Consider the following 21,958-nt stretch of genomic DNA (forward strand, 5'->3'; position numbering starts at 1 on the left):
CAGCCTGAGCGCATATCCACGATTGCTTTTGCTTCATTGTTTAATCGCTTAAAAGCAATCCGATGAAAGTAAAAGTTTGCGGCATCACTCAAATGGATCAACTGACCCAATTGCCCGAATTGGGCGTAAACTATGCGGGTTTCATTTTTTACGCACCCAGTCCCCGTTTTGTTGGGCGTTTCAGTCTTTCCGGCCCGGTTGTTAAAAAGGCCAAATTGCCTTTGTACAAAGTAGGCGTTTTTGTAGACGCAACCTATGAACAAGTAATGCGCCGTATTGAGGAATTCGGTTTGGATATGGTGCAATTGCACGGACACGAAACGCCTTACGAGTGCCAGAAGATTGCGGCGCATATTGACGTGATAAAAGCCTTTCGGTTTTCGGAAAATGACCACGTACAATGGACCATCAAAGATTTTTACGCCGATACCGACGCTTTTCTTTTTGATACCGGCGTGCCGGCAACAAAAAAGGAACGGGAGGATAAAACACTTTACGGCGGAACGGGACGCAAGTTCAATTGGAACCGTTTGAAAGGACTGGAAATTCGAAAGCCGTTTTTTTTGAGCGGCGGCATTGAACCAACCGATGTGCCAACGGTAAAGGAATTTATGAAAGACAGCGTAGCGAATGATATGATGGCCGTGGACATCAACAGCCGTTTTGAAACGTCGCCCGGTGTAAAGGACTTGGCAAAAGTGGCGACCTTTATTAAGGAATTAAAAGGTGCTTGATGGAAAAGATAAACCTGTTGCAAAAGTTTGATTTGATTAACGAACAATGGAGCCCAAAGATTGTTGGTGAGTTGAATGGACAGCAGGTGAAGTTGGCAAAGCTTAAAGGTGAATTTGTATGGCATCACCACGAAGAGGAAGACGAAGCCTTCTTTGTAGTGAAAGGAAGTTTTCGAATGGAATTCAGGGACAAGACGGTTGAATTGAACGAAGGCGATATGATTGTTGTGCCGAGAGGTGTTGAACACAAGCCGGTGGCCGATGAAGAAGTTTGGGTGATGTTGTTTGAACCGGCGGGCACGTTGAACACGGGCAATGTGACGAACGAGAAAACAAAGCACGATTTAGAAACGATCTAATGCTGAATAGCATTACCGAACGCACAAGAGTGCGACGCAACAACAGCTTTATAGTAGCAATGAAGCCGGTTACATAAAAATTTAAAAATGAGTTATCACATAACGCGAAAGACCGAAGACCAAAGTTCAGCCGTGGATTACCGTGCAGGTATTAACAAGTATGCGCCGGATGAAAACGGCTACTACGGCCGCTTTGGTGGCGCTTACATTCCGGAAATGTTGCACCGTAACGTGGAGGAATTGCGTACGAAGTATTTGGAAATTATGGCCGATGCAAGTTTTCAAAAAGAGTATCAACAACTCTTACACGATTACGTGGGCCGGCCAACGCCGCTTTATTTTGCGCAGCGACTAAGCAAAGAACACGGTGCGCAGATTTTTTTAAAACGCGAAGACCTTTGTCATACCGGTGCGCACAAAGTGAACAATACCATTGGACAAATTTTGCTCGCTGAACGTTTAGGTAAAAAAAGAATCATTGCGGAAACCGGTGCGGGACAACACGGCGTTGCCACCGCAACAGTTTGTGCCTTGAAAGGCGTGGAGTGCATTGTGTACATGGGCGAAAAAGACATCGAACGGCAAGCGCCAAACGTTGCACGAATGAAGATGCTTGGTGCCAAAGTGATTCCTGCAACAAGCGGCAGTAAAACTTTGAAAGACGCAACAAACGAAGCCATTCGCGATTGGATCAACAATCCAAACGACACGCATTACATCATCGGCAGCGTGGTTGGCCCGCATCCTTATCCCGATATGGTGGCCCGTTTTCAAAGCGTGATTTCAAAAGAAATTCGTCAGCAGTTAAAAGAAAAAACAGGAAGCGAGTTGCCAAACAAAGTCTTGGCTTGTGTGGGCGGCGGCAGCAATGCGGCCGGTGCGTTTTATCATTTTCTTGATGAATCTTCAGTAGAATTGGTAGCGGTAGAAGCAGCCGGCGAAGGTGTAAACAGTGGCAAGAGCGCAGCGACAACGCAACTCGGAAGAGCCGGCGTTTTGCACGGCAGCAAAAGCATTGTAATGCAAACCGAAGACGGGCAAGTGATAGAGCCACACAGCATTTCAGCGGGATTGGATTATCCCGGAATAGGACCGCTTCACGCACATTTGTACGACAGTGGCAGAGGAAAATTTTTATCGGCAACCGATGAAGAAGCGTTGGCTGCATCGTTTGAAGTGGCGAAGCTGGAAGGCATTATTCCGGCGCTGGAAACCGGTCATGCTTTTGCTGCATTGCGCCAATTGGAATTAAAAAAAGAAGACGTGGTCGTGGTTTGTTTGAGTGGCCGTGGCGACAAAGATTTGGCAACATACATGAAGGTGATGGAAAATAATTATGAGTTATGAATGAAGAATTATGAATGGAATTGCATTGTACAAACTTCTTCATTCATAATTCTTAACTCATCATTCTAAATTTTACAACGTGAACAGCAAAACAGCAACATACACCGGTTTTGAATTTGACGTCGAAGGCTTTCCGGCCGTTGCCGTTATCAATAAGGATTTAAAAGACCCGCGAGTGCAGAGCGGCTATACGCATTCGGTTTTTATTGAGTTGATGCCTGATGCATACAACGAGATTGGTCACCCAACAGAAACGGAATACGATTACCTCGTTGAAGCCGAAAAGAAGATGATTGATTACCTCGAAAGCCAGACGCAAACGGTGCACGCTGGACACATTACGCTGTACCGTATGTTGCAGGTTATTTTTTATACGAAAGAGCCAGAGAAAGTAGAAGGTTTTCTTAACTACTTTTTGTCAACCATCGAAAGAGAGAACCAATTGGAAATTGAACCCGATCAGGCATGGGAAGCCGTATCGGCATTTTATGAATTGTTATGAGCCGCATAAAGAATCTATTTGAACGAAAGAAAGAAAGAGTGCTGAACGTGTATTGCACGGCAGGGTTTCCGCAAGCCGACAGCACCTTGAATGTGATGAAAGCATTGCAGGAGAACGGTGCTGATTTAATTGAGCTTGGCATGCCGTACAGCGATCCTTTGGCCGATGGGCCGGTCATACAAGCCAGCAGTACAAAAGCTTTGCAGGCCGGCATGACCATCGCGAAACTTTTTGAACAGCTAAAAGATTTTCGCAAAGAAATTAGTGTACCTGTTGTGCTAATGGGTTATTTAAACCCCTTGTTGCAATACGGCTTTGAAAAGTTTTGCGCAACCGCAAGCGAAGTTGGAATTGACGGCTTGATCATTCCCGACATACCGATGTTTGAATACGAGAACGAATACGCGGCAGTAGTAAAAAAGCACGGGCTTGATTTTGTTTTTCTTGTTACGCCGGAAACATCCGAAGAGCGCATAAAAAAATTAGACAACTTAAGCACGGGCTTTTTGTACGCTGTTTCATCTTCTTCTATTACGGGTTCGGACAAAGATTTTTCTCCCGTGGAAACTTATTTGCAGCGATTGAAAGAACTGAAGCTGAAAAATCCAATCCTTGTTGGCTTTGGCATCAAAGACAAGGCAACCTTCGACACTGCTTGCAAATACGCAAACGGTGCCATCATCGGCAGTGCATACATCAAAGCTGTGGAGAACGGAAATGACGTTGAAAGAGCAACAAAGAAATTTTTGAACGAAGTAATTGGATGAGCGGAAGACGGGACTCGAACCCGCCGCCTACAGCTTGGGAAGCTGTCGCTCTACCAGATGAGCTACTTCCGCTTGAAATGAAAATACAATGAATCTTGCAATCATCAAATACAACGCGGGAAATATTCAATCGGTGCTGACGGCATTGGAGCGATTAGGTGTGAATGCTGAAGTAACCGACGACGCCGAAAAAATAAAAACGGCAGATAAAGTTATTTTTCCCGGCGTAGGTGAAGCCAGCAGCGCCATGAAAAGCCTGCAACATACCAACCTGGATAAAGTCATTAAAGAATTAAAACAACCGGTGCTTGGCATTTGCGTAGGCATGCAATTGCTTTGCGAATATTCGGAAGAAAATGACACGACTTGTTTAGGAATTGTGCCGGTAAAAGTTCAAAAATTCAGCGCTCAACGTTCAACGTTGAAAGTTCCGCAAGTCGGCTGGAACACCATCTACGAACTGCGTTCGGATTTGTTTAACGACATCCAGGAGAACAGTTATATCTACAACGTGCACAGCTATTTTGCTGAGGACAGTGAATACACAATCGCAAAATGCGATTATGGTTTGGAATACGCTGCGGCCGTGAATAAAGATAATTTTTACGGTGTGCAATTTCATACCGAAAAAAGCGCCGGCATTGGTGATAGGATCATTCAAAACTTTTTAAACCTCTAATGGAAATTATTCCTGCAATAGACATTATTGACGGCAAATGCGTACGCCTTACGCACGGCGATTATTCGCAGAAAAAAGTTTACAACGAACACCCGTTGGAAGTGGCCAAACAATTTGAAGACGCAGGTTTGAAGCGCTTGCATTTGGTTGATTTGGACGGCGCCAAAGAAGGCAAGGTGCGTAATTGGAAAGTGCTGGAAAGTATTGCCGGCAAAACAGCCATGACGATTGATTTTGGCGGCGGCATCAAGTCGGAAAAAGACGTGCAGATTGTTTTTGAATCCGGTGCGGCATTGGCCACCATCGGCAGTATGGCCGTGAAAGAAAAAGAAACATTTTTACAATGGCTGCAAAAGTTTGGTGCAAATAAATTCTTTTTGGGGGCTGATGTTAAAAAGGAAAAGTTAACCATCAGCGGTTGGACGGAGCAAACCGAAATTTGGATTTACGATTTCATCGAAGATTATTTCCAAAAAGGATTGACGCAAATTTTTTGCACCGATGTTTCGAAGGACGGTGCGCTGGAAGGTCCTTCAACAGAACTCTATAAAAACATCGTTGAAAAATTTCCGGAGCTTCATTTTGTAGCCAGTGGAGGTGTAAGTTCCGTTGATGATGTTTATCGTTTGCAGGAGATTGGTTGCAAAGGCGTCATCATTGGAAAGGCCATTTACGAAGGCCGTGTGTCTGTGAATGAGTTGAAAAAAATCAACGCTTGATTATGCTAGCAAAACGCATCATCCCCTGCCTTGACATTAAAGACGGACGCACCGTAAAAGGCACCAACTTCGTGAACCTCCGCGATGCTGGTGATCCTGTGGAACTGGCTGCAAACTACGCACAGCAGGGCGCAGACGAATTGGTTTTTCTTGACATCACCGCAACCGTTGAACGCCGCAAAACTTTGGCTGAACTGGTGAAGCGTGTGGCGCATACCATCAACATTCCTTTCACCGTGGGCGGTGGCATCAAAACAGTGGATGATGTTTCGGTTTTGTTGAACAACGGCGCCGATAAAATTTCCATCAACACAGCCGCGTATAACAATCCTGATGTGATAACCGACATTGCCAACACAGCCGGAAGTCAATGCGTGGTACTTGCGATTGACACAAAAAAAGAAGAAGACGGCGAGTGGTATGTTTACCTACACGGAGGCCGCACCAAAACCGAAACAAAATGTTTTGATTGGGCCAAACGTGCGGTTGATTTAGGTGCGGGAGAAATTCTGCTTACGTCAATGAATCACGACGGAACGAAAGCGGGTTTTGCGCTCGACATTACAAAACAACTTTCAGAAAACTTGCCGATACCGGTTATTGCATCTGGCGGTGGTGGAAAGATGGAACATTTTGCCGACGTGTTTCTTCAGGCACATGCCGATGCGGCACTAGCCGCAAGCGTGTTTCATTTTAAAGAAATCGAGATACCGGAGTTAAAGCATTTCTTGCAGCAACGAAATCTCGCCATAAGAATTTAAAACTCGTTCCAAATGAAATACGCTTGCCTTTTTCTTTGCTTGTTTTGTTGCAGACTTTCTCAAGCCCAATCCGCAAACGATACAACGGCGATTAAAAGCTTGTTGGAAAAAGAATCGCAAACCTGGCGTGCCGGCGACGTAAAAGCACATGCAGCCTGCTGGCAAATCAAGCCTTACAGCCGTGTACTGGTTTCATTGGCCGATGGACGTTGTTTTGACGTGCCGCCGCAGAACATGATCACACCCGATCCCAAGCAAATGGACAAAGGCGGTTCGTCAATGAATTTGAAGTATAAGTTTCATGTGCACGATAACGAGGCTTGGGTAAGCCACGATGAAATATCTACCGCACCTAACGGACAAAGAACCTATTCGCACGAAATGCGAATGCTGGAAAAAGTAAAGGGAAATTGGAAACTCGTGGGTCAATCCATTCACATATACAATCCTGCGGCAAAATAATTTTCGAGGAAAGCATTTACGGCAACGTCAAGTAATGTTGCCCTACTTCATATTCTTTGTCCAACGCCTCAACGATGACTTGCAAATGTTTTTCATTACCCAAAAAATCGGCGTTGGATGCATCCACAAAAAGCGTTCGCAGGTTGTGTTGCTTTATGTAGTGCGTGTACGTTTCCTGAATGCTGAAAAGATAATCATCCGCAATGCCCTGCTCGTAGGTCCGTCCTCTTTTTTTGATGTTCTGCTGCAACTTGCTCACCGGTGCGTGCAGGTAAATTAAAATCTCGGGTTGAACAAGCTGTTGCAGAATGATGTCGAACAGCCGTTGGTAAAGCCTAAACTCGTCATCAGGCAGATTGACTTTGGCGAACAACAAGCATTTGGTAAAAAGATAATCGGAGATGGTAACGTTTTGAAACAAATCCTTTTGTTGCAACAATTCTTTTAACTGCTTGAAGCGTTCCGCCATAAAAAACAGTTCTAGTGGGAAAGCGTATTGCTGCGGGTTCTCGTAAAACTTGGGCAGGAAAGGATTGTCGGCAAACTGCTCCAGAATCAGGCGTGCGTTGTAATGCTTTGCAAGCAGGTGCGACAGCGTTGTTTTTCCCGCGCCAATGTTGCCTTCTATGGTAACAAACGAATACTTCATTTCAGGGACGGCAAAATAAGAGATGTTGCCGCAATCAACTACCGAAACTTTTGCACAGCTAATTTGTCAGGACATTCGTCCAGAAGCTGTGAAACGGATTTGTGAAGCAAAGGATGAATTTTTCTTGCGGCAATTTCCGCCAGTGGCACGAGTACAAAACGGCGGGCCTGCATTTCGGGATGCGGCACCGTTAAGCCTTCGGTTTTAATTACCTCGTCGTTAAAAAAAAGAATGTCGATGTCAACAATGCGCGGGCCGTATTTTATGTCGCGTTTGCGGCCCAGGGCTTCTTCAATGGCCAGTATTTTTTGAAGTAAATCTTCAGCGTTAAAACCGGTTTCTATCAGCAAAACCTGGTTCAAAAAAGCATCCTGATTTTCCAATCCCCAGGCGGCCGTTTCGTAGATCCCTGATTGCGCAACAATGCGTCCGCAAACTTCTTCAATGTTTTTTCTTGCGCCGGAAAGATGGCTCTCCCGGTTGCCCATATTGCCGCCTATGAGTAAATATGCTTTGTTCATTTTAGTAATGCTGCGGCGTCAAATATCTTTTATTCTTTTTGACCAGGAGCCAGAATATCCATTGGGCTTGCGTCGCTGTTGCTTGCCACCCTGAGCCTGCCGAAGGGTTGTACGTTCGCATCGCTGTTCATCACTTATTTTTGACGAACCCAAATTTTTGCCGATGCGCAGTTTTTTTAAAATATTCTTTGCTTCATTGTTGGCGCTTACCGTCTTCAGCCTTATTGTTTTCTTTGTTCTTGTTGGGCTGGTGAAAGGCTTCGCCGAAAAGTCCAAGCCCAATGTGGAAGACAAATCGGTGCTGGTAATTGACCTGAGCAAGCATTTTCCCGAACACGAGTCCAGTTTGCCACTGGCCGTGTTGGGCGAGGAGCGACTGCCGGCGCTGTTCGACGTGGTTCGGCTGATTCGCGAAGCAAAGACCGACAAAAATATCCGCGGCATTTATTTGTCAGTTGACGGCAACGGCAACGGTTATGCTTCCAGCGACGAAATCCGCACAGCATTGCTCGACTTCAAGGCCTCAAAGAAGTTTGTCATTGCTTTCGGCAACACGGTTTCGCAACAGGCTTATTTTGTTGCCAGCGCAGCCAATAAAATTTACATCAATCCAACGGGAGGCATGGATTGGACGGGCTTCAGCGTAGAACTTCCCTTCTTGAAGGGCACGTTGGAAAAGCTCGACATTCAACCACAAATATTTTATGCGGGAAAGTTCAAAAGCGCCACCGAAATTTTTCGCACCGAAAAAATGACGCCGGAAAACCGTTTGCAAACAACGGAGTGGTTGGGTGATTTGTACAATTATTTTCTGCAGCAAACCGCTGTTGCAAGAAAGTTGGATACCGCTACGCTTTACCGCCTTGCCGCTGAGGCAAAAATTCAAACCCCGCAGGATGCACTTGCCGCAAACCTGATTGACGGCACCAAGTACGATGATGAAGTGAAAGACGAAATCAAAAAGGATCTGGCCATTGGCCGTGCCGACAAACTAAATCTTCTTTCCATAAACGATTACAACGATGCGGTAAACGTGCGCAAGTCGGGTAAAGATAAGATTGCTGTTATTTATGCCGAGGGCGATATTGTTGACGGCGATGGCAGCAACACACAGATAGGTGGCGAAACTTTTCGGGCACTCATTCGCAAAGCAAGGCTTGATGAAAACGTAAAAGCCATTGTGCTTCGTGTGAACTCCGGCGGCGGCAGCGCACTGGCTAGCGATGTTATCTGGCGAGAAATACAAGTGGCAAGACAGCAAGATAAAAAACCGGTCATCGTCAGCATGGGCGATGTGGCTGCATCGGGCGGCTATTACATTTCCTGCGGCGCCGACAGCGTGTTTGCGCACCCCAATACCATCACCGGTTCCATCGGCGTGTTTTCGATCATACCCAACATGCAAGGCTTCTTTAAAAACAAACTGGGCATCACCTTCGACGGCGTAAGCACGGCGCCACACGCCGGTGCGGTAAATGTTTACAGGCCCATTGACGAAAAAGACAAAGCGCTGTTGACAGCAAGCGTAGAAAGAATTTATGCGCAGTTTAAAAGCCGCGTGGCCGCAGGCCGAAAGAGAGATACGGCTTACATTGAAAGCATTGCGCAAGGCCGTGTGTGGAGCGGAGAAGATGCGGTGCGCATCGGGCTTGTTGATAGATTGGGAAATTTGCAAGACGCCATCGATTGTGCCGCACGCATGGCAAAGCTTTCCGATTACGGCCTGCGCGAATATCCCGAAACCGAAAGCTGGTTGAACAATCTTTTAAATAAAAAGAAGCAAGAACCTGCTGCGATGATGAAAGAAGAAATAGGCGAAGAGAATTACCGCATCGTTGAACAACTTAAAAAAATAAAGGCCATGACGGGTTCCGTACAGGCGCGGCTTCCGTTTGAAATCATCATAAAGTGAGAGGTGAGACGATAGACGTGAAACCAAAAAAACACTAAACCAAAACCAACGATTATGTTTTTGCAACTCAAACACAAATCACTTCATGTTTACGAGGCCGTACGTGAATTGACAAAGGAGATTTATAATCTCTCGATGTTGTTACCATCGGAAGAAAAGTTTAATGTGGTACAGCAAATCAGAAAGGCTGCTTTATCGGTAAAGTTGAATGTAGCCGAAGGTTCAACGAGGCGTTCCGAGATAGAAAGAAATCGTTTTATTGAAATAGCACGAGGCTCGGTTGTTGAAATTGATGCGGCCTTTGAAACGGCTTTGGATTTAAATTATTATCGCTTAGAACAATTAAAAAACTTAGGTGAGTTGAACAAATGTTTTGCCATGCTCTCCAACACGATTGTATAACTGGGATGCCTTGTCTCACTTTTCACGTTTGACGTCTCACAAAAAACTCACTATGCAGCAATACAGTCAACTTCGCGCCATGCTGGCCGTTACTAAAGCAAGTTTAACGGCCACGTTTCGCAGTCCGCAATCCATTTTCTTTTCCTTGTTTTTTCCCATCGTGCTCATTTGGATTTTCGGTTCGCTGTCGGGCGGTGGCGGCATTCCCACGGTTGATGTTGCCTGGGAAAAAGGCGTGGATTCTTCAACCGTTTTGTACCAGCAATTAGAACACAACCCGGCGTTGAAATTTGCCGATCCAAAAAAGAAAGACATCGAAGACGAATTGGTGAAAGGACGCATTACCGCGGTGATTGACGTAAAGCAAACACCCGGTGCTGTGCCTTATGTAATTAACCTGCGCACGTCTTCGGCAAGCCAAAGGGAGATGGGACAGTTGCTCCCGGTTTTGAAATACGAAATTGATTCGCTTGACCGAATGTTTACTACCGACCGGAAAACAATCGCCAACATTAATACCGTAAAAGTGCCCGGCCGCAAGTATAAAATGATTGATTTCTTTCTACCGGGTATGATCGGCTTTTCGCTCATTGGCTCGGCAGTGTTTGGCGTGGCCTTTTTGTTTTTTTCGCTGCGAGAAACCCTGGTGCTGAAACGCATGTATGCTACGCCCATCAGCAAAGGCAGCATCATTTTGGGCGAAAGCTTTTCAAAAGTTTTGTTTCAGTTATTAACGGTTGTCGTACTCATTGCCTTTGGTTATTTCATGTATCACTTCACACTTGCCAACGGCATCTTCACTTTCTTCGACATGTTGCTTCTTTCCTGTTTGGGCTTGCTGGTGTTCATGGGTTTTGGTTTTTTAATCAGCGGCATTTCGCGCAATCAAAACGTGATTCCTATTTACGCCAACCTGTTCATGTTCCCGCAATATTTTTTATCAGGAACCTTTTTTCCGAAGTCTGCTTTGCCCGAAGGCCTGCAACCTTTTTTAAAGTTTTTACCGTTGACGGCCTTGAATGATTCGCTGCGCAACGTGGCCTTTGAAGGTTCATCGCTTTGGAGTTGCTGGCCGCAGATATTGATAATGGTGGTTTGGGGCGCAGCCGTGTATTTGGTAACGGCGAAGTTTTTCCGGTGGGAGTAAGCAATCATTAGAGAGTAGCAAATAGTGAGCAATACAGGTCCAAAACTTAAAATATGCTGCGTTTTGTATTCGGCATTCTTCATTCGTAATTCATAATTCTCAACTCTTTTCATTTCGGTACTTTTAGCAAAACGCTTTTATGGCCTTTAACCGCCGAAATTTTTTGCAGAAAGCAGGTATGGCTTCAGCGGCTGCTTTCGCCTCGTCCTTATTTCAGCCGGCATGGAGCCGCAATCTTGAAAAGGCTTTGAATAAATGCAGTGCGACACCGCCCGATGAATTGGCAAGCGATGAAGACTTCTGGTATTACATTCAGCAATCCTTCACGGTTTCTCCTTCCCTCATCAATTTAAACAACGGCGGCGTGTCGCCGGCGCCCAAAACGGTGCAAGACGCGATGAAGCGTTTTTACGATTACAGCAACGAAGCGCCGAGTTATTATATGTGGCGTGTGCTCGATCAGGGTCGTGAGCCCTTGCGGGCCAATCTTGCAAAACTTGCGGGTTGCAATGCCGAAGAAATTGCTATCAACCGCAATTCATCCGAAGGTTTGGAAACGGTCATCTTTGGCTTGACGTTAAAAGAAGGAGACGAAGTGGTGTTGAGCAAACAGGATTATCCAAACGTGGTTCATGCCTGGCAGCAAAGAGAACAACGCGACAAAGTAAAGCTCGTGTGGGTGAATTTAGAACTGCCTTCGGAAGACGAAAGTTATTTGGTGAAGCAATACGTAAATGCGTTTTCGTCCAAAACAAAAGCCGTCAACATCACGCACATCATCAACTGGACCGGCCAAATTTTACCCGTGCGTAAAATTGCCGACGAAGCACATAAACGCGGCATCGAAGTGGTGGTTGACGGTGCACACAGCCTGGCGCATTTTGCGTTTACCATTCCCGAACTCGGCGCTGATTATTTTGCAAGCAGTTTGCACAAATGGTTGTACGCACCCATCGGCAGTGGCGTGCTTTACGTGAGGCGGGAGAAGATCAAAAACCTTTATCCGCTCTTTGCGGCAAACGATACACTGACGAACGACATCCGAAAATTTGAACAACTCGGCACGAGGCCGTTCTACATTGAGCAAGCCATTGGCAAGGCCATAGAGTTTCACGACGCCATCGGCATTGAACGAAAACAAAAGCGTCTGCACTATTTAAAAAATTACTGGATGGAAAAGGTGAAAGACGTTCGCGGGGTGAAGCTGCTCACATCCTTAAATCCGAAATGGGGCTGCGCCATCGGCATGGTTGCAATAGAAGGAAAGAAGCCTTCGGAACTGGATGCTTTTCTCTTCAACAATTATAAAGTTCACACAACAACTATCAACTGGGAGAATATCAGCGGCGTTCGCATTACACCAAACGTTTACACCACCACAAAAAATCTTGACACTTTGGTAGAAGGGATTACGAACTTCGCCCGGCTTTAATTAGTAGAAAGGAATGCAGGAACTTAAACGAAGACTGACCTTGTTGCAAGCCACGGCCATCAACATGATTGACATGGTAGGCATCGGGCCTTTTGTTGTGCTGCCGTTGGTGGTCAGTTATTTTCATACGGGCTTGTTTATTTGGGCCTGGATATTTGGCGCTTTTGTGGCGCTGATTGACGGAATGATCTGGAGCGAACTGGGTGCGAAATATCCGCTTGCCGGCGGCACGTATAATTTTCACCGCATTGCCTTTGGTGAAAAAGGCGGAAGGCTCATGAGCTTTTTGTTTGTGTGGCAAACCAGTATTCAAGCGCCGCTTGTCGTGGCCTCAGGCGCCATCGGTTTTGCGCAATATCTTTCTTACTTAGTGCACTTAACGGCGTTGGAACAAAAGGCAGTTTCCGGTGCATTGGTCATTCTTGTTTTTTGTTTGCTTTACCGCAAGATTGAAACCATTGGAAAAATTTCGGTTGCTCTCGGAAGCATCGTTATTCTCACCATTTTGTGGATCATCATCAGCGGTTTAACGCACCAGCATCATTCCATTAATCTGTTGCCGCCTGCGGGTGAATCTTTTTTCAACAAAGCCTTTCTTGCCGCCATCGGCTACGGCTCGGTGCAAACGGTTTATTCTTACCTCGGTTATTACAACGTGTGTCATTTGGGCGGTGAAATAAAAACACCGCAGAAGAACATTCCGCGAAGCATTTTTATTTCCATCGCCGGCATTGGTATTTTGTACGTGCTGATGAATATTAGCGTGATGTCCGTTATGCCCTGGCAAGCGGTGAAGGGAGATGACAAACATTTGATGAGTTCCTTCATGGAGCAATTGTACGGCGCAAGTGGTGGAAACACAGTGACGGTATTGATTCTTTTTATCGCTTTGTCGTCGCTGTTCGCCGTTGTGTTGGGCTATTCGCGTGTGCCTTACGCGGCGGCCGTTGACGGCAACTTTTTTAAAATATTTTCAAGGCTTCACCCAACAAAAGATTTCCCTTACGTGTCGTTGATTGTTTTGTGTGCGGTAGGTTTTGTTTTCAGCTTGATCTTTCGTTTAGGCGATGTGATCAAGGCCATTCTTGCCATGCGCATTTTGATTCAATTCATCGGGCAAGCGGTTGGCGTGGTGCTTTTGCGAAGAAGATTTGGTAATGAAAATTTGCCTTTTAGAATGTGGCTTTTTCCGTTGCCGGTTATTCTTTCTATTGTTGTTTGGATTTTTCTTTTCCAGGCAACGGGATGGTTTGCTTTGTACGGCGGATTGATTGCCCTTGCCGGCGTGGCCGTTTATTATCTCAAAGAAAGCCGCGGCCCATCCCCAACAACTATTCATTAAAGCGGATAGATGGTGCTAAAGCCCCTTCCCGATGGGAAAGGGGAGAAAGAGTTTGGAAAAATTTTTGTTTTCTGGTTAATTGAAATGAAGAAGCAACGTTGCAAAGCGTGGGCTGTGTTCTGATGGCCTTCCACCGGGTAACCGACAGGTTACGAGCGAAGCTCTCAGGGATGGGCCTCTTTTCTCTTTTGAAAATTATTCTGCCGTGATGAGGTAATAATTTTTCTTTCCTCTTTGCACCAACAAATATTTTTCGTGCAGCAAGTTGGATGCAGTTACTTGCATTTGCGCATCGCTCACTTTTTCGCGGTTGATGCTCAAGCCACCGTTCTGGATCATCTTTCTTGCTTCGCCTTTGCTGGGAAAAATATTCGTTACTGTTACCAAGTCAACGATGTTTACACCGTTTTGCAAATTGTCCATCGCGTATTGCACCTTCACAATGCCATCCATTCCTTCCAAATCTTGGGCACTCAAGCTGTCTGCGGAAGCGTTTTGCTGTGCAAACAATTTCTGTGTGGTTTCAATGGCTTTGTTGTATTCTTCTTCGCCGTGAACGAAAACGGTTAACTCTTTTGCCAAACGTTTTTGCAAGATGCGTTTGCTTGCATCTCCTTTGTGTTCTTCAATCAAGGCTTCAATTTCTACGTTCGATAAAAACGTAAAAATTTTGATCCAACTTTCTGCGTCGGCATCGGTTGCGTTTAGCCAAAACTGGTAGAATTGATAAGGCGTTGTTTTCGTTGCATCCAGCCAAACGTTGCCGCCTTCCGATTTGCCAAACTTGCTGCCGTCGGCTTTTGTCAGTAGCGGGCAAGTAAAGGCAAAGGCTTCGCCACCAGCTTTGCGGCGAACGAGTTCCGTGCCGGTTGTAATGTTTCCCCATTGATCGGAACCGCCCATTTGCAGCTTGCAATTTTTGTTTTGATAGAGCCAGTAAAAATCATAGCCCTGGATTAACTGGTAGGTAAATTCAGTAAACGAAATCCCCGCTTCGCCTTCGATGCGTTTGCGCACGCTGTCCTTGCTCATCATGTAATTCACGGTGATGTGTTTGCCCACATCGCGAATGAAATGCAGAAAAGACAGGTCCTTAAACCAATCATAATTGTTTACCATTTCCGCTGCCGTCGGCCCCGGTGTGAAATCCAGGAACTTCATCAACTGTGCACGAATACCAGCAACGTTTTTTTGCAGCACGTCTTCGCTCAGCAAATTTCTTTCGGCGCTTTTACCGCTTGGGTCGCCTACCATGCCGGTGGCGCCACCCACGAGAGCGAAAGGTTTGTGACCGGCCCGTTGCAAATGCACCAGCAGCAAAATGGGCACAAGGCTGCCGATGTGCAGCGAATCGGCCGTCGGGTCAAAGCCTACGTAACCGCCGGTCACTTCTTTTTGCAATTGCTCTTCGGTGCCCGGCATAATGTCCTGTATCAATCCGCGCCAGCGGAGTTCTTCGATTAAATTCATTGTTGATCGTTGATGGTTGGCCGATGGTTGTTGTTGCGGTGCTTCGAACGACAAACAACGGTCAACGAATTTTATGACAGGCCGCAAATGTAGGAAGGTGAAAGCGATTGTGGGGCTTTCGGCTTCGGCGTGTTTTTCAACTTTTGTTCGGGCTATTCGCTGCAAGGCCTTTGCCGCAGGCCTCACGCAAAGCCTTCAGCTTCGGCCTTTTCGCTTCTATCCCGCAGCCTTTGGGCAGTACAGCAGATATCAATAGGAATCCGCAACTGCATAGGGCCGATCATCGCACCAGCCAATCCACCCATCAACTCGTCGGCTGTTTCGGGCCTTCAGCCGCCACCATATTATGAATTACGGTTCTGTGGACTATATTTGTTGACAAAGCCAATATCCATTAAAAAACGACTATTTATCATCCATCGCATATCTGAACGCACAACCATGAAGCTGAAAACCGCTGCACTTGCTCTTGCAAGCCTGCTTTCCTTTTCCTCTTTTTCTCAATTCCGCAAGTATTCCAACGAATTTTTAAACATCGGCGCCGGCGCCCGCGGCCTGGCAATGGGCGGTGCGCAAATAGCCACCGTGCAAGACGGAACGGCGGGTTATTGGAATCCTGCCGGATTAACGGGTGTGAAAGACCAGGCGCAAGTCAATTTAATGCACGCAGAGTATTTCGCCGGCATTGGTAAGTACGATTACCTGAGCATTGCCATTCCTACGGCTAACAACAAACGAACCATTGGGGTTACGGCTTTGCGCTTTGCAGTTGATGACATTATGAATACTTTGTTTTTGGTGGAACCCGACGGCTCTATCAATTACAACAACATCAAGTCTTTTTCTTCGGCCGATTATGCCTTTCTTTTTTCGCTGGCGCAGAAGCTGAAAGAGTCAGCCAACAAAAACATCAGTTTCGGCATCAACGCAAAAGTGATTCACCGCAGCGTGGGCTCGTTTGCCAAAGCCTGGGGCTTTGGAATAGATGCAGGCTTGCAAATAAAATCCGGTGGCTGGCATTTCGGCATTGCGGGCCGCGACATCACCACCACGTTTAACTCCTGGTCTTTTTCCTTTACCGAGAAAGAGAAAGAAGCACTTTATCTAACGAACAACGACATTCCTGTAAAGTCAACCGAAATGACCGCTCCGCGCTTGGTTTTGGGTGCGGGCCGCGACTTTCGCTTCAGCAAAAAATTAAGCCTGCTGGCCGAAGCCAATTTTGATTTAACCTTCGACGGCAGACGCAATACACTTGTAAGTGCTGATCCCATCAGTATTGATCCAAAGATTGGTGCGGAACTTAACATCAGCAATTCTGTTTTTTTGCGCGGCGGCATTAACAATTTTCAGCGGGCCTTAAGCGACGGAGATACGCTGAATCAAAAGAAAGTCTGGATTTACCAGCCCAGCGCCGGCGTGGGTTTCCGGTTGCAAAACGTGCGCATTGATTACGCCTTTGTAAACCTGGCCAACCAATCAAGCCCGCTTTACACGCACGTGTTTTCCTTACAGCTTGACCTTGTGAACAACAAAAACAAAAAGAAAAAATAACCTCCGTACTAAAATTTATTCCGATGAGAAAAGTTCTGCTTGGCATGCTGATGCTGGTGGCTTTTGTGGCCAAAGCGCAGGTGTACAACAACGAGTGGATTGATTACAGCAAAACCTACTACAAGTTTCGCGTGGGCAAAGACGGTTTGTACCGCATTACCGGTGCCACGCTTTCTTCTGCGGGTTTAGCTTCGGCAACGGCTGACCAATTTCAACTTTGGCGCAACGGCGTGCAAGTACCCGTTTATACCTCCGTTTCTTCGGGCACCTTAGGCGCTTCGGATTATATTGAGTTTTGGGGTAAGATGAACGACGGCAAGCCCGATAAAGAACTCTACCGCGACCCTTCTTATCAACTGAACGATAAATGGAGTTTGATCAGTGATTCGGCGACGTATTTCCTGACGGCAAATCCGGCCGGTGCACACCTGCGCTTACAACCAACGGCCAACGATGTTGCCGGTAATTCGCTGCCTGTTGAGCCCTATTTTCTTTACACCAAAGGGCAATATTTTAAGGACAAGATCAACAGCGGTTATTTTTTTGACGTAAGCGGCGAACACCTGTATTCTTCTTCGTACGACATAAACGAAGGTTGGACGTCGGCCGATATTCAAACGACGATCAGTCTTAACCAAACGCCCGGTTACGGCACATTGACCTCTAATTATTTTTCGAATCTTTATCCGGCTTCCGCCGGGCCTGCACCGCTGATCAACGCAAGCGTGGGCGGCAATGCCACGCATCCATCGCGGCGTTACCGCATAACGCTTAACGGCGATTCAGTTCTGGGCGGTGCCGTCCCTTATCTGAATTCTTCTACTGATCAAGCGACGTTTAATTTATCGCAACTCAGTTCAGGCAATGCTGCGCTTGCCGTTACTAATCTTTCCGATCCTTGCACAATAGCCCCCTGCATAAACATTGACCGTTTGGTGGTTCACAAAATTGAAATGACTTACCCGCGCCAGTTCAACTTTGGCGGTGAAGTCAATTTTGAATTTAACCTTCCGGCTTCAGCGGCCGGTAATTATTTAGAGATAAGCAATTTTTCAGGCGGCGGCACAGCGCCGGTTTTGTACGACCTCACCAACGGCAAGCGGTACGTTGGTGAAATTTCAGGCTCACTGGTGAAGTTTGCTTTGCAGTCTTCTGCTGTAACACGCAGTCTTGTTTTGGTAAGTGAAGCGGCGAGCAACATTGCCTCAATAGATGCTTTGCAATCCCGCAACTTTATTAATTACGCAGCAACGGCTAACCAGGGAGATTACTTAATCGTTTCCAATTCGGCTCTGTTCAACGGTGCAAATGGCAGCAATCCAGTAGATGACTACAGGGCCTATCGTGCTTCGGCCCAAGGCGGGGGCTACAACGCAAAAATTTATTTGGAAGACCAACTTGCCGATCAATTTGGTTTCGGCATTAAAAAGAACCCCGCCGGTATTCGCAACTTTATCCGGTTTGCACGAAATAAATTTACAGCCGCACCGAAAGAAGTTTTAATTGTCGGTCGTGGTGTGCACTATTTAGATCAGCGGAGTATTGATGCCGGTGGTTCGTCAACGCAAAAGGATAATCTGGCAAAATTAAATCTCGTTCCTACGTTTGGCTGGCCGGCATCGGATATGCTGTTGGCGGCAGAGCCCGGGACATCTTCACCGGCAACCCCAATTGGCCGCGTAACCGCTATTACACCTGCTGAAGTCAGCGTTTACCTGAAAAAGGTAAAAGAGTACGAGCTGGCCCAGCAAACGCTTTCACCTGCTGTGGGGGACAAAGCGTGGATGAAAAATATTGCCCATATTGCCGGTGCCGGCGAAGAACCGCTTGCGTCAACTTTGATTAATAATCTGAATGCTTACAAACGTATTATTGAAGACACGCTGTATGGCGCTAAAGTGACCACTTTTGCCAAAACCAGTACCAATCTGGTACAGCAACTAACGGATGCTGATCTGGTAAATCTTGTTAACGAGGGCTTGAGCTTGATAACCTATTACGGCCACTCGTCGGCTACCACGTTAGAGTTTAACCTCGATGATCCCGCAAACTACAGCAACAAAGGAAAATATCCCATGTTTTTTGCGCTTGGCTGCAACGCCGGGAACACCTTCGATTACAACGAAAACCGTTTTGGGCAACGCAATTATTTATCGGATAAATACGTGCTGGCACCGGACGGCGGTTCAATCAACTTTATTGCTTCTACTTCCTTTGGTATCGTGCATTACCTCGATTACTGGAACCTGCGGGCTTACACCAACATTTGCCGGCCAATGTACCGGAGCCCAATTGGTGATGTAATGAAGAAAACTATTGAGGAGGTTTTCGGTTTGTTCAGCCCGGATGATTTTCTTGCCCGTTGCAATGCTGAGCAAACCATCCTTAACGGTGATCCGGGTTTGCGGATGAACCAGCAGGCAAAGCCCGATTATACTTTGGTGGATACGTTAATAAAAGTTTCACCTGCCATTGTAACGGTGGCTGATCAAACATTTTCCGTAAACCTGAAAATGCTCAACCTTGGAAAAGCCATTAGCAATAAAATTGTTTTGGAAACGAAGCGGCAAGTTGGTAGTGGCCCCTTTGTTACCCTTCGCAGAGATACGATTGCCGGTATCCGTTATGCAGACTCGCTTTCGTTTTCCATTCCGATTGATCCATTGAAAGACAAAGGCACCAACCGTTTGCAGTTCACTATTGATGCCGATAACCAGATAGATGAATTATTTGAAACCAACAATACCGTTACCAAGGAGTTCATCATTTTTGAAGACGAAGCAAGACCCGTTTATCCCTTTAATTTTTCCATCATCAACCAGCCGACTGTAACGTTGAAAGCTTCTACGGCAAATCCATTTAGCGCCACAAAACAATACCGGATGGAATTTGATACAACGGAGTTGTTCAATTCGCCGGTAAAGGTTGTGCAAACGCTTTCCTCGCCCGGCGGAACGATAGAGTTTAATCCTGGCGTAACGCTTGCTTCCGGAACAGTATATTATTGGCGCATTAGTCCCGATACGAGCAACGGGAAATACACTTGGAATACGTCTTCGTTTTTGTATTTGGCCAACAGTGATTTTGGCTACAACCAATCCCATTTCTTTCAGCACCTGAAGTCAATGTCTTCTAACATGGGTCTTGATTCGGGCAGCCGTCGTTGGGTTTACTACAAACAGCCTCACGACCTTTTTATAAAAAATACGGTTTACCCTTTTGGCAGTGTAGCGGAAGGAGATTATGTTGTTTCCGTAGACGGCGCGCCCTACATCCGGAGTGCCTGCGTGGGAAATTCTTTGATCTTTAATGTCTTTGACCCGAACACGTTTATTCCATGGCGCAACCTGGATGCAAATGGAAACAACCTCTATCGTTTTGGAAGCGGCTCGGCTAATTGCGCACCCGGCCGGCAAAACAATTTTGAGTTTTCATACATGACGTCCCAAAGCCGCAAGCTGATGATGGACTTTATGGATTCCATTCCCGTGGGTGCTTATGTTGCTGTGCGAAGCATTGATGCCAATCCCATTGGTGGTTTATCCTCAACCTGGCGCAGCGATACGACTTTATACGGGTCAAACAATTCGCTTTACCACAAATTGCTGGCGGCCGGCTTTTTAGGCATTGATTCTCTGAACGCAAGAAAGTCATGGGCCTTTGTTTACCAAAAGGGCGTAAGTGGCTATCAGCCCAAATACATTGTCAGCAAGGGCTTATACGATTTGATTACGCTTTCAGCAGAGACCACAACATTTGGCAGTAGCGGTACTGTGTCCTCACCGGTATTTGGGCCGGCAAAAGCCTGGAAAGAACTTCGCTGGGACGGAACTTCTCCGGACAACGGGCCGGGAGATGCGCCAGTGTTATCGGTTATTGGCATTAAAAACAGTGGTGTTATGGATACACTTGTGTCCAACATTGGTTTGAACCGCAAAACCGTAGATCTTTCTTTTGTAAACGCAAGCCAATACCCTAACCTGAAACTGTTCATGCAAAACACGGACAGCGCTTTTCACACACCGTTCCAACTCGATTACTGGCGCATAACCGGATCGCCGGCACCGGAAGGCGCAATCGCTCCAGGCATCTTTATGCAAAAGAAAGATACGCTGGACGTTGCCGAGCCGCTTGACTTTAGAATCGCTTTCAAAAACCTTACGGCCACGCCTTTCGATAGCCTGAAGGTGAAATTGATTGTAACTGACAAAAACAATGTGCAGCACCTGATTCCGGTAAACAAGCAACGGCCGCTAGCGGGCAACGATACCTTGCATGTGTATGCGCCCGTTGACACGAAATCGTTGGTTGGGAACAATACCCTGCTCATTGATGTGAACCCGGACAACGATCAAGTCGAACAATACCATTTCAATAATTTTGCCTTCGTACAGTTTTATGTGCGACCTGATACCTTGAAACCGTTGATGGATGTAACCTTCGACAACGTGCATATTTTGAACCACGACATCGTGGCGGCCAAGCCGGACATCATGGTGAAAATAAAAGACGAATCGAAGTGGTATATGTTAACCGACACCGCATCGGTCAAAGTGAAAGTGCGTTTCCCCGATGGCAGTACGCGGAGCTACTTTTTCAACAACGATACCTTGCACTTTACGCCGGCGCAACCGGCACCTTCTTCAAACAATACGGCCACGATAAACCTGCGTCCTTATTTCACACAGGACGGGGATTATGAGTTGATTGTTTCGGGTAAGGACATGAGCCAGAACAACGCTGGTGATGTGGAATACCGCGTTTCCTTTAAGGTGTACAACAAGCCAATGATTTCGAACATGCTCAATTATCCAAACCCGTTCACCACATCAACCGCGTTTGTGTTCACGGTAACCGGTGTGGAGGTGCCGCAAAACCTAAAGATCGAGATCATGACGGTGACCGGAAAGATTGTTCGCGAGATAACAAAAGCCGAACTGGGCTCTTTGCACATTGGCCGAAACATTACGGAGTTTAAATGGGACGGCACGGATCAATTTGGGCAGAAACTGGCAAACGGTGTTTACTTGTACCGCGTGGTAACAAATGAAAACGGGAAAGCCCTGGAAAAGTATCGCGACGCGAACGACGACACTGATAAATACTTTACCAAAGGGTACGGTAAGATGTACCTTATGCGGTAAACAAAATCCTGCAAAAATTCCCTGCGCAAGCAGGGAATTTTTTTATCGGTTAACA

19 protein-coding genes and 1 tRNA gene are annotated in these 21,958 nt (G+C 46.4%); 16 read left to right on the plus strand and 4 right to left on the minus strand.

Annotated features, from left to right (window positions below; genetic code table 11):
- The first annotated feature begins 62 nt into the window (after window positions 1-62).
- The 5 genes from FSB75_RS21105 (at window position 63) to trpA (ending at window position 3,709) form a co-directional block, all read left to right on the plus strand.
- The gene (locus FSB75_RS21105) at window positions 63-734 is read left to right on the plus strand and encodes a phosphoribosylanthranilate isomerase (protein WP_146791509.1); all 672 of its coding nucleotides are present in this window, start codon (window positions 63-65) and stop codon (window positions 732-734) included.
- Complete coding sequence (locus FSB75_RS21110) at window positions 734-1,093, plus strand: cupin domain-containing protein (RefSeq protein WP_146791511.1); 360 nt, start codon at window positions 734-736, stop codon at window positions 1,091-1,093. The genes FSB75_RS21105 and FSB75_RS21110 overlap by 1 nt, the downstream gene beginning before the upstream one ends.
- Window positions 1,094-1,180: 87 nt before the next feature.
- Window positions 1,181-2,440: a tryptophan synthase subunit beta gene (gene trpB, locus FSB75_RS21115; protein ID WP_146791513.1), complete on the plus strand. Its 1,260-nt coding sequence runs from the start codon at window positions 1,181-1,183 to the stop codon at window positions 2,438-2,440.
- Between the two features lie 79 nt (window positions 2,441-2,519).
- A complete protein-coding gene (locus FSB75_RS21120) occupies window positions 2,520-2,942 on the plus strand; it encodes a DUF695 domain-containing protein (RefSeq protein ID WP_146791515.1) in 423 nt (140 codons plus the stop codon).
- Window positions 2,939-3,709: a tryptophan synthase subunit alpha gene (trpA, locus tag FSB75_RS21125; protein ID WP_146791517.1), complete on the plus strand. Its 771-nt coding sequence runs from the start codon at window positions 2,939-2,941 to the stop codon at window positions 3,707-3,709. Before FSB75_RS21120 ends, trpA begins: the two co-directional genes overlap by 4 nt.
- On the opposite strand, the gene FSB75_RS21130 is transcribed toward trpA, so the two are convergent.
- Window positions 3,709-3,781, minus strand: a tRNA-Gly gene (locus FSB75_RS21130). The two genes, trpA and FSB75_RS21130, sit on opposite strands and share 1 nt — an antisense overlap.
- A 16-nt stretch (window positions 3,782-3,797) precedes the next feature.
- On the opposite strand from FSB75_RS21130, the gene hisH reads away from it, so the two are divergent.
- From hisH to FSB75_RS21150, 4 genes are read left to right on the plus strand one after another with little or no spacing between them, the layout of a single operon-like run.
- Window positions 3,798-4,388: an imidazole glycerol phosphate synthase subunit HisH gene (hisH, locus tag FSB75_RS21135; protein ID WP_146791519.1), complete on the plus strand. Its 591-nt coding sequence runs from the start codon at window positions 3,798-3,800 to the stop codon at window positions 4,386-4,388.
- Window positions 4,388-5,107 (plus strand): 1-(5-phosphoribosyl)-5-[(5-phosphoribosylamino)methylideneamino]imidazole-4-carboxamide isomerase, encoded by a 720-nt coding sequence (hisA, locus tag FSB75_RS21140; protein ID WP_146791522.1) that lies wholly within the window; start codon window positions 4,388-4,390, stop codon window positions 5,105-5,107. The genes hisH and hisA overlap by 1 nt, the downstream gene beginning before the upstream one ends.
- Window positions 5,108-5,109: 2 nt before the next feature.
- A complete protein-coding gene (gene hisF, locus FSB75_RS21145) occupies window positions 5,110-5,868 on the plus strand; it encodes an imidazole glycerol phosphate synthase subunit HisF (RefSeq protein WP_146791524.1) in 759 nt (252 codons plus the stop codon).
- A gap of 12 nt (window positions 5,869-5,880) precedes the next feature.
- Window positions 5,881-6,330 carry an endo-arabinase gene (locus tag FSB75_RS21150; RefSeq protein WP_146791526.1) on the plus strand — a complete coding sequence of 150 codons (450 nt, stop codon included), beginning with the start codon at window positions 5,881-5,883 and terminating at the stop codon, window positions 6,328-6,330.
- A 16-nt stretch (window positions 6,331-6,346) separates the two neighbouring features.
- Here the strand turns inward: FSB75_RS21150 and FSB75_RS21155 are convergent, their stop codons facing one another.
- On the minus strand, window positions 6,347-6,979 hold the full coding sequence (locus tag FSB75_RS21155) for a deoxynucleoside kinase (RefSeq protein ID WP_146791528.1): 633 nt from the start codon (window positions 6,977-6,979) through the stop codon (window positions 6,347-6,349).
- A gap of 38 nt (window positions 6,980-7,017) precedes the next feature.
- Window positions 7,018-7,500 (minus strand): 2-amino-4-hydroxy-6-hydroxymethyldihydropteridine diphosphokinase, encoded by a 483-nt coding sequence (gene folK, locus FSB75_RS21160; protein WP_146791530.1) that lies wholly within the window; start codon window positions 7,498-7,500, stop codon window positions 7,018-7,020.
- A 163-nt stretch (window positions 7,501-7,663) separates the two neighbouring features.
- Between folK and sppA the strand changes: the two genes are divergently transcribed.
- From sppA to FSB75_RS21185, 5 genes are all read left to right on the plus strand, one after another.
- A complete protein-coding gene (gene sppA / locus FSB75_RS21165) occupies window positions 7,664-9,412 on the plus strand; it encodes a signal peptide peptidase SppA (RefSeq protein WP_146791532.1) in 1,749 nt (582 codons plus the stop codon).
- Between the two features lie 54 nt (window positions 9,413-9,466).
- Window positions 9,467-9,814, plus strand: coding sequence for a four helix bundle protein (locus tag FSB75_RS21170; protein WP_146791534.1), 348 nt, complete (start codon window positions 9,467-9,469; stop codon window positions 9,812-9,814).
- A gap of 52 nt (window positions 9,815-9,866) precedes the next feature.
- Complete coding sequence (locus tag FSB75_RS21175) at window positions 9,867-10,961, plus strand: ABC transporter permease (protein WP_146791537.1); 1,095 nt, start codon at window positions 9,867-9,869, stop codon at window positions 10,959-10,961.
- A gap of 139 nt (window positions 10,962-11,100) precedes the next feature.
- Window positions 11,101-12,393 carry an aminotransferase class V-fold PLP-dependent enzyme gene (locus FSB75_RS21180; protein ID WP_146791539.1) on the plus strand — a complete coding sequence of 431 codons (1,293 nt, stop codon included), beginning with the start codon at window positions 11,101-11,103 and terminating at the stop codon, window positions 12,391-12,393.
- A gap of 13 nt (window positions 12,394-12,406) precedes the next feature.
- Window positions 12,407-13,735 carry an APC family permease gene (locus FSB75_RS21185; RefSeq protein WP_146791541.1) on the plus strand — a complete coding sequence of 443 codons (1,329 nt, stop codon included), beginning with the start codon at window positions 12,407-12,409 and terminating at the stop codon, window positions 13,733-13,735.
- A 195-nt stretch (window positions 13,736-13,930) separates the two neighbouring features.
- Here the strand turns inward: FSB75_RS21185 and tyrS are convergent, their stop codons facing one another.
- Window positions 13,931-15,205, minus strand: a complete 1,275-nt coding sequence (gene tyrS / locus FSB75_RS21190; RefSeq protein WP_146791543.1) for a tyrosine--tRNA ligase — start codon at window positions 15,203-15,205, stop codon at window positions 13,931-13,933.
- 441 nt (window positions 15,206-15,646) lie between these two features.
- Between tyrS and FSB75_RS21195 the strand changes: the two genes are divergently transcribed.
- Both FSB75_RS21195 and porU2 read left to right on the plus strand, forming a co-directional pair.
- On the plus strand, window positions 15,647-16,759 hold the full coding sequence (locus FSB75_RS21195) for a putative type IX sorting system protein PorV2 (protein ID WP_146791546.1): 1,113 nt from the start codon (window positions 15,647-15,649) through the stop codon (window positions 16,757-16,759).
- 23 nt (window positions 16,760-16,782) lie between these two features.
- Complete coding sequence (porU2, locus tag FSB75_RS21200; RefSeq protein ID WP_146791548.1) at window positions 16,783-21,903, plus strand: putative type IX secretion system sortase PorU2; 5,121 nt, start codon at window positions 16,783-16,785, stop codon at window positions 21,901-21,903.
- Window positions 21,904-21,958: the final 55 nt, after the last annotated feature.

This window comes from Flavisolibacter ginsenosidimutans, from assembly GCF_007970805.1.
GTDB lineage: Bacteria > Bacteroidota > Bacteroidia > Chitinophagales > Chitinophagaceae > Flavisolibacter > Flavisolibacter ginsenosidimutans.

What these genes read in the sequence shown, in the direction of transcription:
- FSB75_RS21105 (WP_146791509.1), top strand. Translation starts at nt 63, where the DNA reads ATGAAAGTAAAAGTTTGCGGCATCACTCAAATGGATCAACTGACCCAA.
- FSB75_RS21110 (WP_146791511.1), top strand. Translation starts at nt 734, where the DNA reads ATGGAAAAGATAAACCTGTTGCAAAAGTTTGATTTGATTAACGAACAA.
- trpB (WP_146791513.1), top strand. Translation starts at nt 1,181, where the DNA reads ATGAGTTATCACATAACGCGAAAGACCGAAGACCAAAGTTCAGCCGTG.
- trpA (WP_146791517.1), top strand. Translation starts at nt 2,939, where the DNA reads ATGAGCCGCATAAAGAATCTATTTGAACGAAAGAAAGAAAGAGTGCTG.
- hisH (WP_146791519.1), top strand. Translation starts at nt 3,798, where the DNA reads ATGAATCTTGCAATCATCAAATACAACGCGGGAAATATTCAATCGGTG.
- hisA (WP_146791522.1), top strand. Translation starts at nt 4,388, where the DNA reads ATGGAAATTATTCCTGCAATAGACATTATTGACGGCAAATGCGTACGC.
- hisF (WP_146791524.1), top strand. Translation starts at nt 5,110, where the DNA reads ATGCTAGCAAAACGCATCATCCCCTGCCTTGACATTAAAGACGGACGC.
- FSB75_RS21150 (WP_146791526.1), top strand. Translation starts at nt 5,881, where the DNA reads ATGAAATACGCTTGCCTTTTTCTTTGCTTGTTTTGTTGCAGACTTTCT.
- FSB75_RS21155 (WP_146791528.1), bottom strand. Translation starts at nt 6,979, where the DNA reads ATGAAGTATTCGTTTGTTACCATAGAAGGCAACATTGGCGCGGGAAAA.
- folK (WP_146791530.1), bottom strand. Translation starts at nt 7,500, where the DNA reads ATGAACAAAGCATATTTACTCATAGGCGGCAATATGGGCAACCGGGAG.
- sppA (WP_146791532.1), top strand. Translation starts at nt 7,664, where the DNA reads ATGCGCAGTTTTTTTAAAATATTCTTTGCTTCATTGTTGGCGCTTACC.
- FSB75_RS21170 (WP_146791534.1), top strand. Translation starts at nt 9,467, where the DNA reads ATGTTTTTGCAACTCAAACACAAATCACTTCATGTTTACGAGGCCGTA.
- FSB75_RS21175 (WP_146791537.1), top strand. Translation starts at nt 9,867, where the DNA reads ATGCAGCAATACAGTCAACTTCGCGCCATGCTGGCCGTTACTAAAGCA.
- FSB75_RS21180 (WP_146791539.1), top strand. Translation starts at nt 11,101, where the DNA reads ATGGCCTTTAACCGCCGAAATTTTTTGCAGAAAGCAGGTATGGCTTCA.
- FSB75_RS21185 (WP_146791541.1), top strand. Translation starts at nt 12,407, where the DNA reads ATGCAGGAACTTAAACGAAGACTGACCTTGTTGCAAGCCACGGCCATC.
- tyrS (WP_146791543.1), bottom strand. Translation starts at nt 15,205, where the DNA reads ATGAATTTAATCGAAGAACTCCGCTGGCGCGGATTGATACAGGACATT.
- FSB75_RS21195 (WP_146791546.1), top strand. Translation starts at nt 15,647, where the DNA reads ATGAAGCTGAAAACCGCTGCACTTGCTCTTGCAAGCCTGCTTTCCTTT.
- porU2 (WP_146791548.1), top strand. Translation starts at nt 16,783, where the DNA reads ATGAGAAAAGTTCTGCTTGGCATGCTGATGCTGGTGGCTTTTGTGGCC.